The sequence below is a fragment of the Streptosporangium sp. NPDC002524 genome, assembly GCF_040295985.1.
Lineage (GTDB): Bacteria > Actinomycetota > Actinomycetes > Streptosporangiales > Streptosporangiaceae > Streptosporangium.
On record NZ_JBEOWK010000001.1, the window covers coordinates 324,586 to 344,613 of the forward strand.

At 72.6% G+C, this 20,028-nt stretch carries 18 protein-coding genes; 7 read left to right on the top strand and 11 right to left on the bottom strand.

Annotation, left to right across the window (positions count from 1 at the left end; translation table 11 throughout):
- Nucleotides 1-118: 118 nt before the first annotated feature.
- Together ABT053_RS01290 and ABT053_RS01295 are read right to left on the bottom strand one after the other, a co-directional pair.
- Nucleotides 119-928 carry an ABC transporter permease gene (locus tag ABT053_RS01290; RefSeq protein ID WP_350966803.1) on the bottom strand — a complete coding sequence of 270 codons (810 nt, stop codon included), beginning with the start codon at nt 926-928 and terminating at the stop codon, nt 119-121.
- Nucleotides 925-1,875, bottom strand: coding sequence for an ATP-binding cassette domain-containing protein (locus ABT053_RS01295; RefSeq protein ID WP_350966804.1), 951 nt, complete (start codon nt 1,873-1,875; stop codon nt 925-927). Before ABT053_RS01295 ends, ABT053_RS01290 begins: the two co-directional genes overlap by 4 nt.
- Before the next feature lie 421 nt (nt 1,876-2,296).
- Between ABT053_RS01295 and ABT053_RS01300 the strand changes: the two genes are divergently transcribed.
- Nucleotides 2,297-3,637 carry a phytase gene (locus tag ABT053_RS01300; protein ID WP_350966805.1) on the top strand — a complete coding sequence of 447 codons (1,341 nt, stop codon included), beginning with the start codon at nt 2,297-2,299 and terminating at the stop codon, nt 3,635-3,637.
- Between the two features lie 229 nt (nt 3,638-3,866).
- Here ABT053_RS01300 and ABT053_RS01305 read toward each other — a convergent pair whose 3' ends face one another.
- The 4 genes from ABT053_RS01305 to ABT053_RS01320 form a co-directional block, all read right to left on the bottom strand.
- Nucleotides 3,867-4,307: an ATP-binding protein gene (locus ABT053_RS01305; protein ID WP_350966806.1), complete on the bottom strand. Its 441-nt coding sequence runs from the start codon at nt 4,305-4,307 to the stop codon at nt 3,867-3,869.
- Between the two features lie 165 nt (nt 4,308-4,472).
- The gene (locus tag ABT053_RS01310; RefSeq protein ID WP_350966807.1) at nt 4,473-5,291 is read right to left on the bottom strand and encodes a DUF1206 domain-containing protein; all 819 of its coding nucleotides are present in this window, start codon (nt 5,289-5,291) and stop codon (nt 4,473-4,475) included.
- 37 nt (nt 5,292-5,328) lie between these two features.
- Nucleotides 5,329-6,261 (bottom strand): Ppx/GppA phosphatase family protein, encoded by a 933-nt coding sequence (locus tag ABT053_RS01315; RefSeq protein ID WP_350966808.1) that lies wholly within the window; start codon nt 6,259-6,261, stop codon nt 5,329-5,331.
- A 30-nt stretch (nt 6,262-6,291) separates the two neighbouring features.
- The gene (locus ABT053_RS01320; protein WP_350966809.1) at nt 6,292-6,993 is read right to left on the bottom strand and encodes a class I SAM-dependent methyltransferase; all 702 of its coding nucleotides are present in this window, start codon (nt 6,991-6,993) and stop codon (nt 6,292-6,294) included.
- Between the two features lie 198 nt (nt 6,994-7,191).
- Between ABT053_RS01320 and ABT053_RS01325 the strand changes: the two genes are divergently transcribed.
- Nucleotides 7,192-8,145, top strand: a complete 954-nt coding sequence (locus ABT053_RS01325) for an NADP-dependent oxidoreductase (RefSeq protein ID WP_350967097.1) — start codon at nt 7,192-7,194, stop codon at nt 8,143-8,145.
- 408 nt (nt 8,146-8,553) lie between these two features.
- Nucleotides 8,554-10,422 carry a tetratricopeptide repeat protein gene (locus ABT053_RS01330; RefSeq protein ID WP_350966810.1) on the top strand — a complete coding sequence of 623 codons (1,869 nt, stop codon included), beginning with the start codon at nt 8,554-8,556 and terminating at the stop codon, nt 10,420-10,422.
- 382 nt (nt 10,423-10,804) lie between these two features.
- Here ABT053_RS01330 and ABT053_RS01335 read toward each other — a convergent pair whose 3' ends face one another.
- Together ABT053_RS01335 and ABT053_RS01340 are read right to left on the bottom strand one after the other, a co-directional pair.
- Nucleotides 10,805-11,806 carry a phosphotransferase enzyme family protein gene (locus ABT053_RS01335; RefSeq protein WP_350966811.1) on the bottom strand — a complete coding sequence of 334 codons (1,002 nt, stop codon included), beginning with the start codon at nt 11,804-11,806 and terminating at the stop codon, nt 10,805-10,807.
- A 294-nt stretch (nt 11,807-12,100) separates the two neighbouring features.
- Nucleotides 12,101-13,030: a class I SAM-dependent DNA methyltransferase gene (locus ABT053_RS01340; protein ID WP_350966812.1), complete on the bottom strand. Its 930-nt coding sequence runs from the start codon at nt 13,028-13,030 to the stop codon at nt 12,101-12,103.
- Between the two features lie 280 nt (nt 13,031-13,310).
- Between ABT053_RS01340 and ABT053_RS01345 the strand changes: the two genes are divergently transcribed.
- A complete protein-coding gene (locus ABT053_RS01345; protein WP_350966813.1) occupies nt 13,311-13,754 on the top strand; it encodes a GlcG/HbpS family heme-binding protein in 444 nt (147 codons plus the stop codon).
- A gap of 144 nt (nt 13,755-13,898) precedes the next feature.
- Nucleotides 13,899-14,042, top strand: coding sequence for a hypothetical protein (locus tag ABT053_RS01350; protein ID WP_329083413.1), 144 nt, complete (start codon nt 13,899-13,901; stop codon nt 14,040-14,042).
- 201 nt (nt 14,043-14,243) lie between these two features.
- Here ABT053_RS01350 and ABT053_RS01355 read toward each other — a convergent pair whose 3' ends face one another.
- The 3 genes from ABT053_RS01355 to ABT053_RS01365 all read right to left on the bottom strand — a co-directional run bounded on the left by ABT053_RS01355 (nt 14,244) and on the right by ABT053_RS01365 (nt 17,180).
- Nucleotides 14,244-15,176: a ribokinase gene (locus tag ABT053_RS01355; RefSeq protein WP_350966814.1), complete on the bottom strand. Its 933-nt coding sequence runs from the start codon at nt 15,174-15,176 to the stop codon at nt 14,244-14,246.
- A 115-nt stretch (nt 15,177-15,291) separates the two neighbouring features.
- Nucleotides 15,292-15,939 carry a response regulator transcription factor gene (locus ABT053_RS01360; RefSeq protein ID WP_350966815.1) on the bottom strand — a complete coding sequence of 216 codons (648 nt, stop codon included), beginning with the start codon at nt 15,937-15,939 and terminating at the stop codon, nt 15,292-15,294.
- The gene (locus ABT053_RS01365; RefSeq protein WP_350966816.1) at nt 15,930-17,180 is read right to left on the bottom strand and encodes a sensor histidine kinase; all 1,251 of its coding nucleotides are present in this window, start codon (nt 17,178-17,180) and stop codon (nt 15,930-15,932) included. The genes ABT053_RS01360 and ABT053_RS01365 overlap by 10 nt, the downstream gene beginning before the upstream one ends.
- A 445-nt stretch (nt 17,181-17,625) precedes the next feature.
- On the opposite strand from ABT053_RS01365, the gene ABT053_RS01370 reads away from it, so the two are divergent.
- Together ABT053_RS01370 and ABT053_RS01375 are read left to right on the top strand one after the other, a co-directional pair.
- The gene (locus tag ABT053_RS01370; protein ID WP_350967098.1) at nt 17,626-19,116 is read left to right on the top strand and encodes an acyltransferase family protein; all 1,491 of its coding nucleotides are present in this window, start codon (nt 17,626-17,628) and stop codon (nt 19,114-19,116) included.
- Nucleotides 19,117-19,212: 96 nt separating this feature from the next.
- Nucleotides 19,213-19,953: an SDR family oxidoreductase gene (locus tag ABT053_RS01375; RefSeq protein WP_350966817.1), complete on the top strand. Its 741-nt coding sequence runs from the start codon at nt 19,213-19,215 to the stop codon at nt 19,951-19,953.
- Nucleotides 19,954-20,028: the final 75 nt, after the last annotated feature.

Consider the following 20,028-nt stretch of genomic DNA (forward strand, 5'->3'; position numbering starts at 1 on the left):
GGCGCGGCCGAGCGCCAGACCCCGGCCACCGGGTCCGCAGCGCGGGCCGTCAGGCACGGGCCACGAGACGCGGGCGGCCGAGCGGCAGACCCGGCCGTCGGGCCCGGAACGCGAACCGTCAGGCGCGGCGGCGGTAAGCGCGGACGGCCAGGGGCGCGAGCACCGCGAGGATGCCGGCCGACCACAGCAGCGTCTTGAGGACCGGTCCCGCCACCGGCCCGCCCAGCATCAGGCCGCGGGCCGCGTCCATCATGCCCGCGACGGGGTTGATCCGCACCCACGCCTGCAGCCAGCCGGGCAGCGTCTCCAGCGGCGTGATCATGCTGGTGCCGAAGGTGAGCGGGAACAGCACGAGGAACGAGGCGCCCTGCACCGCCCCCGGGCTCCGCATGAGCATGCCGATCAGCACGAACCCCCAGCTCGCGCAGAAGGCGAACACGATCGTGAGCAGGCACGCGGCCAGTGCCGACAGCGGGTCGGTCTGGATGCGGAAGCCCAGCAGGTAGCCGAACCCGAGCAGGACGGCGATCGCCAGCACGTAGCGGATGAGGTCGCCGAGCACCGAGCCGATCAGCGGGGCGGAGCGGCCGATCGGCAGGCTGCGGAACCGGTCGAAGACGCCCTTGTCTATGTCGGTGTTGAGGTTGACGCCGGTGGCCATCCCCGCGAACATCACCGTCTGCACCAGGATCGCCGGGAGCAGGAACTGCAGGTAGTCATGGGTGGATCCGGCCACCGCGCCGCCGAGCAGATAGACGTACACCACGACGAAGATGACCGGCTGGAGTGTCACGTCGAGGAGTTGCTCCGGGGTGCGGAGCGTCTTGACCACGCTTCTCCTGGCCAGGGCGAGGCTGTGCCGCAGCAGGGCGAAGGGCCGTTCGGCGGTGCGCGCGGGGGTCCGGGCGGGGGTGTCGGTGAGGGTCATGCCGCGCTCTCCTCGGTGGTGTGGTGGCCGGTCAGGGTGACGAAGACCTCGTCGAGGCTGGGCAGGCGCAGGGAGAGCTCGGTCACGCCGATGCCCTCGCGGTCCAGCCGCCGCACCACCTCGGTGAAGGCCGCGTCGCCGTCGACCGGCACGGTCAGCACGCCGCGGGCGGGTGACTCCGGGACGCGCCCGGCGACCGCGCCGACGATGGCGGCCGCGTCGGCGAGCCGGGCCGGGTCCGCGGGTCTCACCGTGATCGTCTGCCCGCCCACGACCCGCTTCAGCTCGGCCGGGGTGCCGTGCGCGATGACCCGGCCGTGGTCGACGACCGAGATGTCGTCGGCGAGGGCGTCGGCCTCCTCCAGGTACTGCGTGGTGAGCAGTACGGTGACACCGCCCGCGACGAGGGAGCGGACGATGTTCCACACGTCGTCGCGCTTGGCCGGGTCGAGCCCGGTCGTCGGCTCGTCGAGGTAGATGACGTCGGGGCGCCCGACGAGGCTGGCGGCCAGGTCGAGGCGGCGGCGCATCCCTCCCGAGTACGTCTTGGCCGGGCGCCCCGCGGCCTCCGCGAGGCCGAACTCCTCCAGCAGCCGCGCCGCGCGGACCCCGGCCTCGGCCCTGCGCAGGTCGAGCAGCTGCCCGATCAGGACGAGGTTCTCGGTGCCGGTGAGGTCCTCGTCGACCGAGGCGTACTGGCCGGTGAGCCCGATCAGCCGGCGGACCTTGGCGGCGTCCCGCACGACGTCGAGCCCGCCGACGCGGGCGCTGCCCTCGTCCGGTCTCAGCAGCGTGGCCAGCACACGCACGGCGGTCGTCTTTCCCGCCCCGTTGGGCCCGAGGACCCCGAGCACGGTGCCCGGCCGGGCGGCCAGGTCGATCCCGGCGAGCGCCGTGGTCCTGCCGAAACGTTTGACGAGCCCCTCGGCCTCGAAAGCGTGAAGCACTGGTTCCCCCTCGATGGTGGTGAATCCGTGCACCCTCCCCCGCGCCGCTGTCAGACGGCGCACATATCGCTGTCACCCGCGCCGCCCCGGTCCGCCTCACGCCACTCACCCCGGTCGGCCTCACGCCACCCATCCCGGCGCCTCACGCCACTCGCTTCGGTCCGCCTCACGTCACCCGCCCCGGTCGGCTTCACGCCACCCATCCCGGTCCGCCTCATGCCACCCGTCCCGGCGCCTCACGTCACTCGCCCCGATCGCCCTGGTCGCCCTGGTCGGCCCGGCACCCGCGACGTGGCGGCCCGTACACGCCCCCTTCACGGCACGCGGCCGTCGCGTTCTTCTCCCGTCAACTTCCTGTTGCGCCGATTCCACAATGATCAAATGGACATTCCTCCACATATCTCACATACGGAGAGTGCCCATGCGTTCACCTGCTCGCCTCTGCCTGGCGGCGCTCGCGCTCTGCCTGACCGGACCGGCGCTCGCGCCCGCCGCGCTGGCCGACGGGATCCCCACGGTCGAGCCCCGGGTCGAGACCCCCGCGCTGTTCGACGACGCCGCCGGGGGCAACGCCAACGGCGACGACCCCGCGATCTGGGTGCATCCCACCAGGCCGGGGAAGAGCCTGGTGATGACCACCGCCAAGGAGGGCGGCCTGTACGCCTACGACCTGGACGGCAGGCGACTCCAGCACGTGCCAGCCCCCGCCGCCCCAGGCGAGGACGACGAGCCCGGCCGGTTCAACAACGTCGACCTGGTGTACGGCCTGCGCCTGTCCGGCGGCGTCAAGGCCGACCTGGCCGTCGTCTCCGACCGGGGCCGGGACCAGATCCGCTTCTACGCCGTCGACAAGGACGCCGTCGGCAAGGGCGGGGCGGGGCGCGGCCGGGCACCGCTCACCGACGTGACCGACCCCGCCGTGCCGTTCGTGTTCAACACCGGCCAGGAGCAGGTCAACGACGCGCGGACCGCGTACGGCCTGGCCACCTGGCAGGACGGGACCGGCACCTACGTCCTGGTCAGCCAGCGGCACAGGACGCGCGTCGCGCTGCTGAGGCTGACCGCCACCGCGCGCGGGAAGGTCGGCTACCGGCTCGTCCGCACCCTGGACCTGCCCGGCTCGTTCCGGCTGCCGGACCGGACGACCTGGACACCGTGCCTGGAGCCCGGCGAGCTGCCCCAGGTCGAGGGCATGGTCGTCGACGGGGAGCGGGACGTGCTCTACGCCGCCCAGGAGGACGTGGGCATCTGGCGGATGCGGGCCGACCTCACCGGCACCCCGGCGCTGGTCGACAGGGTCCGCGAGTACGGCAGGCCGGGCGTCTACGATCCCGAGACCGAGGAATGCGCACCGGGCGCCGACCCCGGGTACGGCGGCAGACACCTGTCGGCCGACGCCGAGGGGCTGACGATCTACCACGGTGACGGCGGCGACGGCTACCTGCTCGCCTCCGGCCAGGGCGACAACACCTTCACCGTCTACGACCGGGAACGCAACCGCTACGTCGGCCAGTTCAGAATCGGCGCGGGCAACGGGCTGGACGGCGTCGAGCACAGCGACGGCTCGATGGTGGTCAACGTCCCGCTGGGCCGGTTCGACAGGGGCCTGCTCGTGGCGCACGACGGCGAGAACACCCCGGGGGCGGTCGACGAGAACGGCGAGGCCAGGGAGAACACGAACTTCAAGTTCGTCGGGTGGGGCGACGTCGCCGACAGGCTCGACCTCGACGTGGACACCGACGGCTGGAACCCTCGGGACTGACGCCCCCGTCCCCTCGCTCCCGGCCCCCGCCCCCGCCCGTTCCCGCTCCCGCCACCGCACGCTCCCGCCCCTCCCGCTCCCGGAAGCGCCTCGTGTTCGTCCGCGAGGGCCATGGGAACAGCCGGTCGGCGCGTTCTCCGCGCACCGTTACCGGACGCGAGGGGCGGCTTCACCGGATGCGAGGGGCGGCGGCGGGCCCATCGGCCCATCGGGCCCATCGGGCCACGGGCTATCGGGCGCCGGCCAGGCTGCCCGCGCGCAGCCCGGTCATCTCCAGCACCAGTTCGAACCACACCTTGTTGGACCCGGCCTCCCTGACCACGCCCCAGCGGTGGGCGAGCGCCTCCAGCAGGGGCAGGCCCCGGCCCCCCGTCGCGTCGGCCGGGGCGCGGTTCGCGGCGGGGGTCTCGGAGGAGCCCTCGTCCTGGACCGAGACGCGTACCCCCGTCGCCGAGCAGGCCACCGTGACGGTGAACGCCCCGCCCTCCCCCGACCGGGAGTGGATCACCGCGTTGGTGGCGATCTCACTGGTCAGCAGGACGCAGTCGTCGTGGAGGGGATGGTCTCGCCCCAGGGTCATCGAGACCAGGCGGCGGGCTCTGACCACCTGGTCCGGGGAACCCGCCAGGCGGAGAACCCATTCACTGCCGTCGTACTCCGACGAGTCCATACCGCCCCCTCCGATACCGTTTCACTGATGGGAAGACGCGGAGCTCGGCGGAGAAGATGTCGCGGAAAAGTAGGAATGCGATCACTTACCGGATAGACAGGTGAGGCTTGCCAGAGGCCGCCTCACCTGCGTGTCCGCACCTGGCGCACCGTGCGGCTCCATCCGTCACACGCGGTGCCAGCGAGCCTCGAAGAAACAGTAGACCGCGAACAGGAGCAGACCGATCGCGACGACGCCGAGCAGCCACGGGCCGACCGGGGTCTCGGCCAACGAGCGCAGCGTCGAGTCGATGCCCTTGGCCTTGTCGGGGTCGTAGGTGACCGCGGCCTGGATGACGAAGACACCGGCGACCGCGGCGATCACGCCACGGGCGATGTAACCGGCCATGCCGAACTTCTCGGCGAGGTTTCGCGCCCTCGCGGGCATCTCGCCGGTGCGCAGCTCCTTGAGGAACTCCTTCTTCCAGCCCTGGCGGATCCAGTAGGCGCCCAGGCCGATCAGGCCGAGGCCCACCAGGCCCACGATGAACTGTCCGAGGGGCAGGTCCATCAGCATGGCCGTGATGTCCTTCGACTGGCTGTCCATCGAGGCGCCGGGGTCTCCGCGCAGCAGCACGCCGAGCAGCGTGGCCACGATCAGCGAGTAGACCGCCACCCGCGCGCCCGACTCCACCCGGTCCTTGGTCTGCCCGCGGCCCATGATGGCCTCAAACAGCTGCCAGAGGACCAGCGCGACGAAACCGACGACCATGAGCCAGAGCAGGAACGTGCCGAACGGCTGTTCGGCCACCGTCTCGATGGCGCCTGTCTTGTCGGCCTCCTTGCCGCCGCTTCCGCCGCCGAAGGCGATCTGCAGGGCGAGGAAACCGATCAAACCGTAGAGGACACCCCGGCAGGCCAAACCAACCCGCGCCAGCCTGTCGAGCGTCTGACTGTTGGCCGCTTTGCGAGCGGCACCTTCCACGTGAGCCTGAGGGCTGTTCATAACTATCCGCTCTTACCTGCGAACGCCCTGGTAAACCTCACGGTTCCGGCATCGCGTCCAGCCGCCGCAGGATCACTCCCTCGCGCAGCGCCCAGGGGCAGACCTCCAGCTGGGGCACCCCGAACAGGTCCATCGCGGCGTCGGCGACGATCGCCCCGGCCGGCAACTGCGGCGCCCGCGCCTCGGAGACCCCGGGCAGCTCGGCCCGCTCTCTCGTGCTCATCCTGATCAGCCGGTCGGTCCACCCGACCAGGTCCGCGTGCCTGAGCACCCGGCGCACGGCCGGCCCCTCGTTCGAGGGCGCCGCCCCGGCGATCCTGGCGAGCTGCCTGAACGTCTTGGACGTCGCCACCGCGTGGTCGGCCCGGCCGTACCGGGACACGTTTCCCACCGTGCGGGCGATCTCGGTCCGTACGTGCCTGCGCAGCGCCCGTACCTCGTCGGCGGGCGGCGGGTCGGCGGTGAAGCAGTCGCGGGTGAGCCGGCCGGCCCCCAGCGGGATCGAGACCGCCGCGTCGGGCTGCTCGTCGATGCCCGAGGCGATCTCCAGCGACCCGCCCCCTATGTCCAGCACCAGCAGCCGCCCGGACGACCACCCGAACCAGCGGCGCACGGCCAGGAACGTCAGCCTCGCCTCGTCCTGGCCCGACAGCACCTCGATGTCGACCTGCGTGTCGGCCTTGATCCCGGCGAGGACCTCCTCGCCGTTCACCGACTCCCTGACCGCGGACGTCGCGAAGGCCATGAGGTCCTCGACGCCCTTGTCCTCGGCGAGCCGCAGCGCCTCCTCGACGAACTCCCGCAGCCGCGCGGCCCCCCGCGCGGAGAGGCGGTTGCCGTCGTCCATGTGCTCGGAGAGCCTCAGGTCCACCTTGTGGGAGTACGCCGGCAGCGGCCGGGCACCACGGTGCGCGTCCATCACCAGCAGATGGACCGTGTTGGAACCGATGTCGAGAACGCCCAGTCGCATGGGATGAAGTTACTACTCCCGCGAGGCCCGTCAGCCCGCGATGCGCGTGTGGACGCTCACCGCGTATCCGCCGCCGTCGTAGGGGATGCCGTCCCAGGTCGCCAGGCGTCGCAGCGGGGTGAGCCCCGACGCCCGGCACCAGCCGTCGTAGTCCGCCAGGGTGACCGTCGCCGAGGCGAGCGGGAGGTGCGCGGCGTCCAGCCCGAACCCGCTCACCAGCAGCCCGCCGGGCCGCAGCAGCGCCGCGAGCCCCGCGACGGCCCGCGCCTCGGTGCCGGGGGCGAGCAGCGGGATGACGTTGCCCGCCGCGACGACCATGTCGAAGGACCCGCCCTCCCGTACGGCGCGGTCCCCGAGGTCCCCGAGGTCCCCGGGATCACCCGGCTCATCGAGATCACCGAGGTCACGGAGATCGCCAAGGCCGCGAAGGTCGCTGAGGTCGGCGAGGATCCAGGGCAGTCGCGGCGCGGCCCGCCGGGCGACGTCGAGCATGGACGCGTCGAGATCGACGCCCACGCAGTCGTACCCCAGCTCGGCCAGCCGGATCGCCACCCGCCCGGTGCCGCACCCGGCGTCCAGCACCCGCGCGCCCGGCGGCAGCAGCTCCGCGCACAACCGCGCCTCGCCGTGCGTGTCCGCCCCGGACTCGGCCAGCCGGGCGAACCTCTCGGCGTACCGCTTCCCGGCGTCGTCCCCCGCTATGTCCGCCCAGCGGCTCCTCGGTTCCGTCACCGCCCCAGGGTCTCACCCCCGGCGGGAGCCACCCGCGCCGGCCTGGGCGCGGGGTGTCCGGCGCGGCTCGCGTCCCGGCGGACGGCAGGGCGACCGGGTCCCCGGCCCCCGGAGGGGTAGCGTGATCCGCACCGCCCTCACGGGCGGCACCACCTGCGGAAAGAACGGCGAGAGATCGGGAGAGCCATCGTGACCCTTATGCGGGCGATCAGCCAGGACACCTTCGGCGGCCCCGAGGTGCTGCGTCCGGTCCGCGTGGAGCGCCCGGAGCCGCTGCCCACCGAGGTGCTGGTACGGGTCGTCTCGGCGGGGGTGAACCCGGTGGACCTCAAGACCAGGGCGGGCGCGGGCATGGCCGGGGTCGTGGGGGACCCGCCCTTCGTGCTGGGCTGGGACGTCTCCGGTGTCGTCGAGGAGACCGGCTTCGGGGTGAGCACCCTGGAGGCCGGGGACGAGGTGTACGGCATGCCGTGGTTCCCGCGCCGGGCCGGTGCCTACGCCGAGTTCGTGACCGCGCCGTCGCGGCAGTTCACCCGCAAGCCGCGCTCCCTGGACCACGACCAGGCCGGCGCCATGCCGCTGGCCTCGCTGACCGCCTGGCAGGTCCTGGTGGACACCGCGAGGGTCGCCCCGGGACAGCGCGTCCTCGTCCACGCCGCCGCGGGCGGCGTCGGGCACCTCGCCGTCCAGATCGCCAAGCACCTCGGCGCGTACGTGATCGGCACCGCCCGCGCGGAGAAGCACGACTGGCTGCGCGGGCTGGGGGCCGACGAGCTCGTCGACTACACGGCCGTCCGCTTCGAGGACGTGGTGGGCGACGTGGACGTCGTCGTCGACCTGGTCGGGGACGAACACGACGCGACGAGCACCCGCTCCCTCGACGTCCTCCGCCCCGGCGGGCTGCTCGTCCCGGTGCCCTCGGGCGCCTCCCCCGACCTGCTGCGCGCCGCCGGGGCGCGGGGGCTTCGCGCCCGCGCGTTCCTGGTGGAGCCGGACGGAGCCGCCCTGGCCCAGCTCACCGAGCTGATCGACGGCGGGCTGATCGCCCCCGAGGTCGAGGAGGTGTTCCCGCTCGACGAGGCCGCCGCGGCCCACGAGCGGCTCGGCAGAGGCCGGGCCAAGGGCAAGATCGTCCTGCGGGTCGCCCCCTGACACCGCCCCGGTGTCCGCCATGACGCGGGCGGGAGGAACGGCACGCGGTGGGCGCGTGACGGCGACGGCTCCAGGCGGGCGCGGATCCCGCGCGGGCCGCGCCGTTAGCGCCAACACCACCGCGCGGCCCCTGTCCAGAGGGCTGTCCGGAACCGGCCACGATAAGTAATAGATCTTGTCAGTATGGGCGATTACTGCGAATACTTGCAATTTGTTCTTATTCGCGAGGAAGGCCGATAATGAAGCGCGTCATTGTTCACAAGCCCGGCACCATCGCACTCAGCGGCACCGCCAGTCCTAAGCACGTCGGCTGAGACACAATCGCAGAACCGGCGTCCAGGGATGGGCGCCGGCTCCTGGCGAAGCCATATATCATCAAATATCAGCTAATCGAGTTAAAGGAGTCCGGTGAGTCGGGGACCGTACCCGCAGGGCAACCCGTCTCTTCCCGCACCGCCGCCCCTCGCGGTGGACGCGGACCGGCGCCTGCGCGGACCGTACACCGCCGGGGGCGCGATCGTCGCCGCCCTGCTGCCCGCCGCCCGGCCCGAGCTCGTCGCCCGCTACGACATCGAGCTGCGCGCCGTCGCACCCGACCTGCGCGATCTGATCCCCGCCCGGCGCCGCTCCGTGGCCGCGACCCTGCCCGGCGCGGAGCGGATCCTGGTGCACGCGCCGCGCCGCACGCTGCGCCTGGCCAACGGCCTGGCCGAGTTCGTCCGCGAGCACCTGTCCGAGACCGGCCCCCGCACGCTCGTCGTCGAGAACATCGGCCTGGCCGACCCCACAGACCTGGAGCTCCTGACGGTGCTGCGGCGCCGTGTCCCCGGGGAGCTGCTCACCGTGGTGACCCGCGAGGGTGCCGCCCCGGAGGAGCAGCCCGGTGCGGAACGACACGATGCGGAACGACACGATGCGGAACGGCACGACGCCCTCGCCGACGAGCTGGAGCGGGAGGGGACGATCGGCGCGCGGCTCGGCGCGATCCCGTACCACCGCGAGCGCGGCGGCGACCCGTCGCGGGCGGTGGAGGCGTTCCTGTTCGCGGTGCAGTGGTGCCTGGACGAGGGCTACCACGACGCCGTGGTGGACCTCGGCGAGCGCGCCCTGCGTCTCACCGGCCCCGAGGACGATCCCGCGACCTGGTGGCGGATCCTGCACAGCACCGCGACCGCGCTGGCCGCGCTGGGCCGCGAGGACGAGTCGGAGGCGCTGTTCGACCTGGCCAGGCGGGAGAGCCTCTCCCCCACGGTCCACGCCTCGGCCGCCTACGCCACCGGGATGCTGAAGGTACGCCACCGCGACCTGGCCCGGCGCGACCCCGGCGCCGCGCTGGCGCTGGTGAACCAGGCGATCGCCATCTCCTCGCTGCTGCCCGACCCGCGCGAGCGGGCGTTCAAGATGGGGTTCGACCTCAACGGCCGGGCGCTGGTGGAGGTACGGCGCGGCCGTCCCGCCAGGGCCCTTGAGCTGGTCGAGGAGGCCGTCGCCCTGGCCGATCGCGACCTGCGGCCCGGCGAGCACCCGATACACCGGCTGGTGCTGCTGGCCAACCGGGCGCAGCTCGCCGTGATGCTGGGCCGCCCCGAGGAGGCGCTGGAGGACCTGGACGCGGTGATCGCGGCCGACCCCGGCTACCCCGACTACTACATCGACCGGGGCAACCTGCTGCACCGGCTGGGCCGGATGGACGCGGCCGTCGCCGACTACGAGACGGCCATGCGGGTCGGCCCGCCCTTCCCCGAGCCCTACTACAACCGAGCCGAGATCCGCTTCTCGGCGGGTGACCACCGGGGCGCGCTCGCCGACCTGGACCACGCGCTGGAGCTGGACCCGGAGTTCGTGGACGGCCTGGCCAACCGGGCGGGGCTGCGGGCCGCGCTCGGCGAGTACGCGGCGGCGAGGGCGGACGCGGAGACCGGGCTCGCGATCGATCCCGGCAACCCGTACCTGCTGTGCGCGCTGGGCCAGGTGGAGACCGCGGAGGGCCGTCACGACAGGGCGCGCGCCGCCTTCGACCGGGCCCTGGAGCTCGCGCCCTCGCTCGCGGCGGCCTGGGCGAACCGGGGGCTGCTGTCGTTCGAGACCGGCGATCCCGAGGGTGCCGTCGCGGACTTCACCCGGGCCCTCGACGCCGGGGACGACCCCGCCCTGCTGTTCAACCGGGCGATGGCGCTGCGCGCCGCCGGGCGCGACGCGGAGGCGGTCGCCGACCTCACCCGCGCGCTGGAGCTCGCTCCGGACGACGACGACATCAGGCGCGAGCTCAAGTCCTGACCCCGCACGGCCCCCGGCCGGGAGCGGGGACGAGGACGCCGGAAAACATTCCGGATTCGCAACGGCGGCCCGGAAAATCACACCGGTAAGGCGGTGACCCCGCCCGGGAAAATCCCGATATCCGAATATCCGCTATACACACGGTGATGCGCGCGACGTCTCGTATTCGCCCTCCCGTATCCCCGGGACCGGAGGTGGATAGGAGCGATTTCCCGATGCGCGGTCACCGTACGCCACGCCGCCGGACGCCCCGTACGCGAATGTCACACCCGCGCGGGACGGACGTAGACAGGCGGAGACGAACGAGAACAGGCGGCGGGTGACGGGTGGAGGGTGACGGCAGGCGGCGACGAGCGGGAACGAGCACGGGAGAGAAGGGTCGTCAGCCGAGTGAGCCGCCGAGATAGCGTTCGGCCAGCTCGCAGGTGCCCTCGGTGTAGCCGGAGCCGAGTTCCGCGGCGATGTCCGCGCCGGTGTGGGTGCCGATCCAGGCGACCAGCAGCAGGCGGCGGAACAGGACGAATGTCCAGATCTCGGCCTCGTCCTCGGCCGGGAGGTCCAGGACGGTCCGATAGCCCCGCACCCACGCGTCGAGCAGCTCGGGAACCTCGGGGCGGTGCTCGACGAAGCTGACCGCCGCGGCCAGGTCGTAGAGGTACCAGCCGAAGCCGCAGTCGTCGAAGTCGATGACGGCGGGCGGGTTCTCCCCCTCCACGAGCAGGTTGGCGGCGCGCAGGTCGGCGTGGATCAGGCCATAGCGCTCCCGGCCCCGGCCGAACCGGTGCAGCCGCTCGCGCAGCTCCTTGTCCAGCCGTCCCAACAAGGTCCGCGCCTCGGCCCCCACCCCCAGGCCGTCCTGCCAGCGGCCCCAGCGCGACTCGGCGCCGAGAGCGGCCTCGTGGTCCCAGTGGAAACGGGTGAACCCCTCGGGCCGGGACCATCCGCGCGCGTGCCGGTGCATCCGTGCCGTGAGGGCGCCGAGCCGTTCGAAGCCGGGCACCGGGTCGTCCTGGGACGGCTCGGCACCGGGCAGGAACTCGAACATCACGCAGTCGCGCGGCTCGGGACCGGGAACGGTCAGCACCCGGGAGCCGCCGGGGGCCGGGATCACCCTGGGGGTGCGGATCCCGGCCTGCTCGCGGAGCGCCTCCAGCCAGGCCAGCTCGGACAGGATCGCCGGGGTGGAGTGGTAGCCGAGCCGGTGCACCCGCAGGACGGACCGCGTCCCCGTGGCCGGGTCGTCCACCCGGTAGGTGGCGTTCTCGGACACGTTGAGCAGGGTGACCTCGGCGTCGGCCAGGCCGTGGATCCGGGTCGCCTCGCGGGCCACGTCGTGCACGCGGGCCAGCACGTCGCCCCCGGCGGACAGGTCGTGGGCCCGCATCGTCTCCTCCAACTCGGCCGCGCGAGTTCTCCTCCCGCCCGGCCGCGCGAGTTCTACCCCGGCCCGGCCGCGCGAGATTCCCTCCGGCTCGGTCGCGTGAACAGGTCGGTCACGCGAGGCGCCAGATCATATCCGAGATTCCGCCCCGAGCCCCCGAGCCCCCGAGCCCCCGAATCCCCGAATCCCCGAACCCCGGCCCCCGAGGAACCCCGAGCCCCGACGCCGCCCGGCCTAACGTCCCGGGCGCCCCCGCCGTCCCGCTCCGGCCCGCATCCGGTCTCCCCAGCCCCCGAACTAGCCCCCGAAGACGGCCCGGTCTCTTTCGTCCCCGGAAAGGACGCGGTCCCGCTCGATCCCGGACGGGTGACGGTCCCGCGCGGCATCATCGGGCCGCCCGCCATCGAGCACGCCCTCCGCCTGCCGCCCGAGGCCCTCCACAGCCTGATCCTCGGAGGACTCCGGCGCCGGGAAGGTAATACGGATCTTGGACTGCCGGTGCGGAAGCCGCTCCCAGTCGTCCATGAGGGTCGCCCGGAGCCCGCACTCGGCGGCCAGGTCGAGCAGGGTCTCGGCGCGGTAGTAGAAGTCCTCGCGCAGGACGTGGTGCTCCCTGCCCTCGGTACGGTCGAAGGTGAAGTCGAACCAGCCCCCCGGCCGCACGATCCGGCCGACGCTGCGGAAGCACTCCTCGATCACGTGGAGCGGGGAGTGGGAGAAGACGCTGTGGGCGTGGACGACGTCGAACGCCCGGTCGGGCAGGGCGGTGAAGCGCAGATCTCTCACCGGCAGGAGATGCGGGAACCTGTCGCGCAGGTCGTACGTGACGAGGGTCTCCTGGGCGGCGATCAGGATGTCCGGGGAGATGTCGACGCCGTAGTAGTTTCCGGGGTCGAGATAGCCGATGAACAGGCGCCCGGCCCGCAGGTTGCCGCAGCCGATCTCCAGCATGCGGTGCTCGGGCCTCAGCCCGTGCCGTACGAGATAGTCGAACTGCGCCTTCCCCAGGGCCACCCAGCGCCGGTACGACCTGCTGCCCACGGCCGCGTGGGGACTGCGCGCGGTGTCGGACCTCATGACGGCCCGGTAGTAGGAGACGTGGTCGCGGTTGCCCAGGCGCAGCCACGTGTTCCTGGCCAGCCGTCTCAGGTGCCTGGGCACCCGCCCCGGATGGCCGAGGGCGTACCTGAGCTGGTGGACGACGCTCGCGCGGTTGTGACTGTGCATGCCTCTCCCCACGTCCGGACGACACCTCGACGATCCCGCCAGTGACGAGATCGTAACTCGAAGCAAGAGGAACATCACTCTTGGTGAGCGTCGTCGGAATGTCGCCTCAGGGTGCCACTTCCCTCGCGGGACGACGCTCCCGGTTCGTGCCGGTCCTCCGGATGGCCCGCGCGGGCGTCCCATCGTTATGACATCTCGCACCACCCGGACGGCGGCGCACGCGCACCCGGCCGTCCACGCCGAAGACCGCCGAAACGGTTTCGAGACGGTGAGGAGATCGGTGAACCTGGAACTCGCGCTGCGCATGTGCGAGGCCGCGGTGCGGCAGGCCGGGCGGGAGGGCGCGCTCATCTCGGTCGCCGTGGTCGACGCGGGCGGCCACCTGGTCGCGTTCCAGCGGATGGACGGCGCGCGGATCACCGGGCCCGTCCTCGCCCCCGGCAAGGCCTACACCGCGGTGGCCCACCGCATGCCCACCGCCGACCTCGCGCCGCTGGTCCTGCCCGGGGGCGAGCTGTACGGCCTCGCCGGTGACCGGTACGTGTGCTTCGGCGGCGGCGTCCCGCTCGGGGAGCTCGGGGAGCCCGGTGACGGGCGCGGGACGGGCGAGATGGCGGGCGCGGTGGCAGGCGAGGTGGCGGGCGCGGTCGGGGTCAGCGGCGGCACCGTTTCCCAGGACGTCGCCTGCGCCGAGGCCGCCGCGGCCCTCTGGGAAGGGGCATAGGCGGATATATCGGCAAAAAGCGGGTCGGTGGAAATCATCCCTCCGATGAAACAGGAGTGCGGCGTGTTACCTCCGATGGTCAAGGGGCAGTGAGGGCTTGCCCCAGACGATGATCGTCTGGGGGTGACCCTTTGGAGGATTCTCGTGGACGTTCTCGTGCTGCTCGCCCTGGTCTGTTTCCTGGCCGCCACGATCTGGTCCGCCATCAGCCGTTCCTGGCCGATCGCGCTGCTCGCCGCCGGGGCCTTCCTGCTCACGCTGTCGGAGACGTCGCTGATCAACGGCTAGACGACCCCCGTCCCCCGGCGCGCCGATGCCCCTGGGCGAGGGGCATCGCGGCCGCCCGCGAAGAATTCGCCGGACCACCGGCGCGCGCCGAGGTCTCCGGTCACCTGGAACGCGGCCGGAAAGAGACCGGAACCGCGGGGGACCACCGGGGACCCGGGCGCGACGAGGACGACGAGAAAGCGGCCGGAGAGACAGGCCAGGTCAGGTCCCGGCTTCGCTTCCGGCCCCGGCTTCGGTTCCGGTTCCGGTTTCGGAAAGGCTCCGGTCGATCTCGGCGCGGGTGGGCATCGAGGTGCTGGCCCCCGCGCGCTGCACGGACAGGCCCGCCGCCGCGGTGGCGAAGCGAACGGCCAGGTCGGCGGGCTGCCGCTCGACACGGGCCACGGCGAGGGCACCCACGAAGGTGTCGCCCGCGGCCGTGGTGTCCACCACGGTAACCCTGGGGGCCTCGACGCGCACGGCGGGCCCGTCGCCCGAGGCGGTGAGCGCGCCGCGCGACCCCAGGGTGATGATCACCCATCCGACCGTGCCCCTCAGCTCCTCCAGGGCGCGCTCGTGGTCGTCCTGACCGGTGATCGCGGCGGCCTCGTGCTCGTTGGCCACCAGGACGTCCACGGCCTCCAGCAACTCGGCCGGGAGCGGCTGGACCGGCGCGGGGGTGAGCACCACGATGGTCCCGGCCGCGCGGGCGGCCCTGGCCGCGGCGGTGACGGCCTCGACGGGAAGCTCCAGCTGGAGCAGAAGCATGTCGGACCGGGAGATGACCTCGATCTCGGCCTCGGAGGGGGCGGTCACGGTCCCGTTCGCGCCGGGGACCACGATGATCGAGTTGCCGCCGTCGCCGTCCACCACGATCTGGGCGATGCCCGAGGGGCCGCGAACCGTGCGCAGGTGCGTCACGTCGACCCCCGCCCCGGCCAGCGTACGCCGCAGCTCGGCGCCGAAGGCGTCGTCGCCCACCGCCCCGAGGAAGGCCACCTCGGCGCCCGCCCGCGCGGCGGCGACGGCCTGGTTGGCCCCCTTGCCCCCGGGAACCGTGCCGAAGGAGCGGCCGGTCACGGTCTCGCCGAGCGCGGGGGCGACGTCGACGTAGGCCACGAGATCCATGTTGGCACTGCCGAAGACCGAGATCACTGTTCCTCCTCGCGGCCGGGAAGGCGGGGGTGGGAGCGCGGGCGCGGGCGCGGGAACGCCCGTACGGAAACGCGGGTGCTGGAGCGCGGACACGAGGACGTGAGCGCGAGAACGGTCAGGAACGCAGGTAGGCCAGGACCGCGAGGACGCGGCGGTGCTGGTCGCCGTCCTCGGCGTACAGGCCGAGCTTGGCGAAGATGCTGCGGATGTGCTTCTCCACGGCCCCGTCGCTAACCACCAGCTGGCGGCCGATGGCCGGGTTGGACCTGCCCTCGGCCATCAGGCCGAGCACCTCGCGCTCTCGCGGGGTGAGCTGGGCGAGGGGGTCGTCGCGGCGGCGTCGCACCATCAGCTGTGCCACCACCTGCGGGTCGAAGACCGTGCCCCCGGCCGCGACCGTGCGCAGGCCGCCCATGAAGTCGTCCACGTCCACGACGCGGTCCTTGAGCAGGTAACCCACCGCGCCCCTGGCGTCGGCGAGCAGGTCGTCGGCATAGGACACCTCCACGTACTGGGACAGGATCAGCACCGGCGTGCCCGGAACCCTCCGGCGCGCCTCCACCGCCGCCCGCAACCCCTCGTCGGTGAAACCGGGCGGCATCCGCACGTCCACCACCGAGACGTCGGGACGGTGCTCGGCGACGGCCTCCACCAGCCCGTCGCCGTCGCCCACCGCCGCGACCACCTGGCAGCCGAACTCCTCCAGGAGCCTGATCAGGCCTTCCCTGATGAGCACCGCGTCATCGGCCACAACTACCCGCACGGAACCTCCGCCACTATGACCGTCGGCCCTCCGGTGGGTGAGTCGACCACCAGCTCACCGTCGACCGCCTTCAGGCGATCACCCAGGCCCGACAGGCCGTGCCCCTTGGCGACATGGGCGCCGCCGACCCCATCATCCCCGATCGTCAGCATGAGGAAGTCACCCGTCCTGCTCAGCGTCACGGTACAGACCGTGGCGTGGCTGTGCTTGGCGGCGTTGGTGAGCGACTCGGCGACGACGAAGTAGACGGTGTTCTCCACGGCGGCGGGGAAACGGCCCTCGACCTGGACGTCCAGCTCGACGGGGATGGTGCAGCGCCCGGCGAGCGCGGCGAGGGCGGGAGCCAGGCCGCGGTCGCTGAGGATCGGCGGGGCGATGCCGCGCGAGAGGGCGCGCAGCTCGTCCAGGGTCTCGCGGGTGGAGGTGATCGCCTCGCCGAGCATCTGCTCGACGCCCGCCGGGTCGCGCCTGAGCTGGCGCTGGGCCCGCGACAGGTCCATGGCGAGGGAGACCAGGCGCTGCTGCGGCCCGTCGTGGATGTCGCGCTCCAGCCGGCGCAGCGCGTTGGCCTCGGCCGAGACCGCGGCGGCCCGGCCCTCGGCCAGGTCGTCGATGCGGTCGTGCAGCTCGGCGACCCCGGTCAGCATGGCCCTGCCGAGCCCGGCCTGGACGAGCGCGGCGCCCCGCACGATCACCGGGAGGGTGAGGGCGAAGAGCACGCCGATGGTGGTGTTGATGATCACTTCGACCCACAGGCCGCCGCCCAGGCCGAGGAGCATGCCGAGTCCCCCGTCGTTGCCGGGGATGGCGTAGACGATCCACCCGTAGAGCGGGTAGGCGAGCCCGGCGATCGATCCGGCCCACCAGACCACCGCCAGCACGAAGGTGACGATGGAGATCGGGAAGGCCACGATGCCGTAGAGCAGGTCGAGCCACGACTGGCCGTTGGTGAACGGGTTGATCATCCTGCGGAACCATCCGGCGTTCTCCGGGGCGGGCCGGTACCTCGGCCGGGCGACGGGACGGCCGAGCACCTCGGGCAGCCAGCGCCGCTCGACGTCGGCGAAACCCCGGGCGACCAGGAGGGTCGTCGCGAGGATGGGCAGCCCCACGAACGCGACGGCCGAGCCGGCCCCCGCTGCGAAACCGGCCACCATCAGGACGAACCAGATGATGGACAGCGGGAAGCCCACGACCAGGTAGCGGGTGTCGGCGCCGATGCGGCGGAGGAGGGTTCTCATGCCGCCCACGCTACGAGGACCGGCACCCTCGATCGACCCTGCGCGCCCGCTTACGGGGGTGGGGCCAGCACTACCCGGGACGGTGGGGGGATCGGGCGAGAAGACTGCTGCGCGCGTCACTGCGCCGCCGGGCTCCCGGCGAGAGGCTTCTTCCATCGCGATTCCTTCGCGACCCGCTTCCCGATCCGGGAGGCGACCGCTTCCCGATCCGCCTCTCGACCCTGGAGGCGACCGCTTCCCGATCCACTTCGCGACTCCCTTCGCGGTCCGGGAGGCGACCGCTTCCCGACCCCCTTCGCGGCCCGCTTCCCGATCCGGGAGGCGACCGCCTCCCGAGCCCCTTCCCACCCCCCTTCCCGATCCCCTTCGCGATTCCTCCGTCATCCCTTCGCGATCCCGGGATCTCCTCTCCCCCTCCCCGAGAATCGAGCTCCCCTTGACCGCCGTGATCCCCGGCCCGGCAGTGCGACCGGCAGCGACCCCGACAGACCTCCCGGCGACGATCCCCGCCCCCCGCGCGGCGCGTACGGCGCCCCGCACCGCACCGGCGACCGCCGGACGCGACCCCTTCATCGACGTGCTCCGGGTGTTCGGCATGGTCCTGGTGGTGCTGCAGCACTGGAGCATCCCGCTGCTCTCCTTCGCCGACGGGCGGATCTCCACCGGCAACGCGCTGGCCGCGGGGAACGCATGGATGATCACGTGGATCAGCCAGGTGATGCCGCTGGTGTTCTTCGCGGGCGGCGCGGCCAACGCGATCAGCCGGCGGAACGCGGCCCGGCGCGGCGACGCGTCCCCCGCCTGGCTCGCGGGACGCCTGCGCCGCCTCGCCTGGCCGGTCGTCCCGCTGGCGGCGGTCTGGCTGCCCCTCCCCCACCTGCTCCTCGCGCTCGGCGTGCCGGAGCAGCCGGTCCTGACCGCCTCGCGGCTGGCCGGGCAGCTGCTCTGGTTCCTGGCGATCTACCTCGTCGCGGTCGCGGCGACCACGCCGATGCTCAGGCTCAACATGGTGTACGGCTGGCGGGTGCCGGCCGCGCTGGCGGCGGGAGCCGTGGCGGTGGACGTCCTGCGCTTCACCAGCGGCCTCGACGTCGCCGGTCTCCCCAACATCGCGCTGGTCTGGCTGGCGGTGCACCAGCTCGGCTTCCTGTACGCCGACGGCAGGCTGGGCCGCCCCTGGGTCCTGGCGCTGGGCGGGTACGGCCTGGGCGCGGCGCTGGTGGCCTTCGGCCCCTACCCGCTCAGCATGATCGGGATGCCGGGGGCCGTCTCCAACATGGCGCCGCCCACGGTCGCGCTGCTCGCGGTCGGGGTGGGCCAGATCGGGCTGGCGCTCGCGCTGCGCCGGTCGATCGTCTCCTTCGCGGGGTGGCCGGGGGTCTCGCGGGCGCTGGGCTGGGCCGGCGACCGGATGATGACCCTCTACCTGTGGCACATGAGCGCGCTGTTCGTCATCGTCTCGGTGGTCGTGGTGGGCCTGGGCATCTCCACCCCCGAGCCGGGCACCCCGGCCTGGCTGTCCGGCTGGCCGCACTGGCTGCTCATGCTCGCCCTGGCGATGTGGCCGCTGCTGCGGGGGTTCGCCCGCTTTGAGGCGCCCCCCACGGCCGGGCCGTACACCGGCGGGGCGGTCAGGGTCCTGGTGGCCGCCGCGCTGGTGGGGCTGGGCCTGCTCACGCTCACGGTGGTCGGTTTCGTCCCGGGGGTGGCACCGGTGGCCGGGGCGGGCGCGATCGTGGTGGGCCTGGCCCTCACCCGCTCCTCCCGCTCCTCCCGCGACACCTCACCAGGCTCGCCGCACCCATCTGTCCAGGGCTCATCCGACCCGCGTTCGTCCGACCCGCGCTCGTCCGACCCGCGCCCATCCGACCCGCGCTCGTCCGTCCCGCAGCCGGGCGAGCGCACCGGGCGGCTCCACGCCCCGTCTCCCCGGTGACGGATGCCCCGCCTCCCTCCGGGCACACATGGACAGTATGCTCATATACGTGTATATGTACATAGTGTACATAAACCTGCAGAGGGAGTACCGATCATGAGCACCGCACCGGCTCGCGTCGCCGTCGTCACCGGAGGTTCCCGAGGCATCGGCCGCCAGGTCGTGGAGCGGCTCGCCTCCGAGGGTTACGCCGTCGTGGTCAACTACGCGAGCAACGACGCCGAGGGGCAGGCGGCGGCCAAGGAGGCGTCCGCGGCCGGGGGCCGGGGCCTCGCCGTGCGGGCCGACGTCAGCGACCCCGCCGCGGTCTCCGCGCTCTTCGACACGGCCGAGGAGACCTTCGGCGGCGTCGACGTCGTCGTCAACGCCGCCGGGATCATGGGCCCGCCCGTCCAGCTCGTCGACCTCGACTTCGAGACGCTGGACCGCATCCTGAACGTCAACGTCCGCGGCACCTTCGCCGTCGCCCAGCAGGCCGCCAGGAGGCTGCGCCGGGGTGGCGCGCTGATCACCTTCTCCACCTCGGTCGTCGGGCTGGCCTTCCCCGGCTACGGCGCCTACGTCGCCTCCAAGAGCGCCGTCGAGGGCCTCACCCTCATCCTCGCCCGCGAGCTGCGCGGCAGGGACGTCACCGTCAACACCGTCGCCCCCGGCCCCACCGCCACCGCGCTCTTCCTGGACGGCAAGGACGAGGAGACCGTCGCCAGGCTGGCCGCCCAGCCGCCGCTCGAACGGCTGGGCCAGCCCTCGGACATCGCCGAGACCGTGGCGTTCCTCGCCGGTCCCGCCCGCTGGGTCAACGGGCAGGTGCTTCGCGTCAACGGCGGCATCATCTGATTTGATCAGCATTTATGCCGAAAAAAGCAGCCATAACTACACAAAGTCACGCACTTTACCTGGAATGTAAGGTGA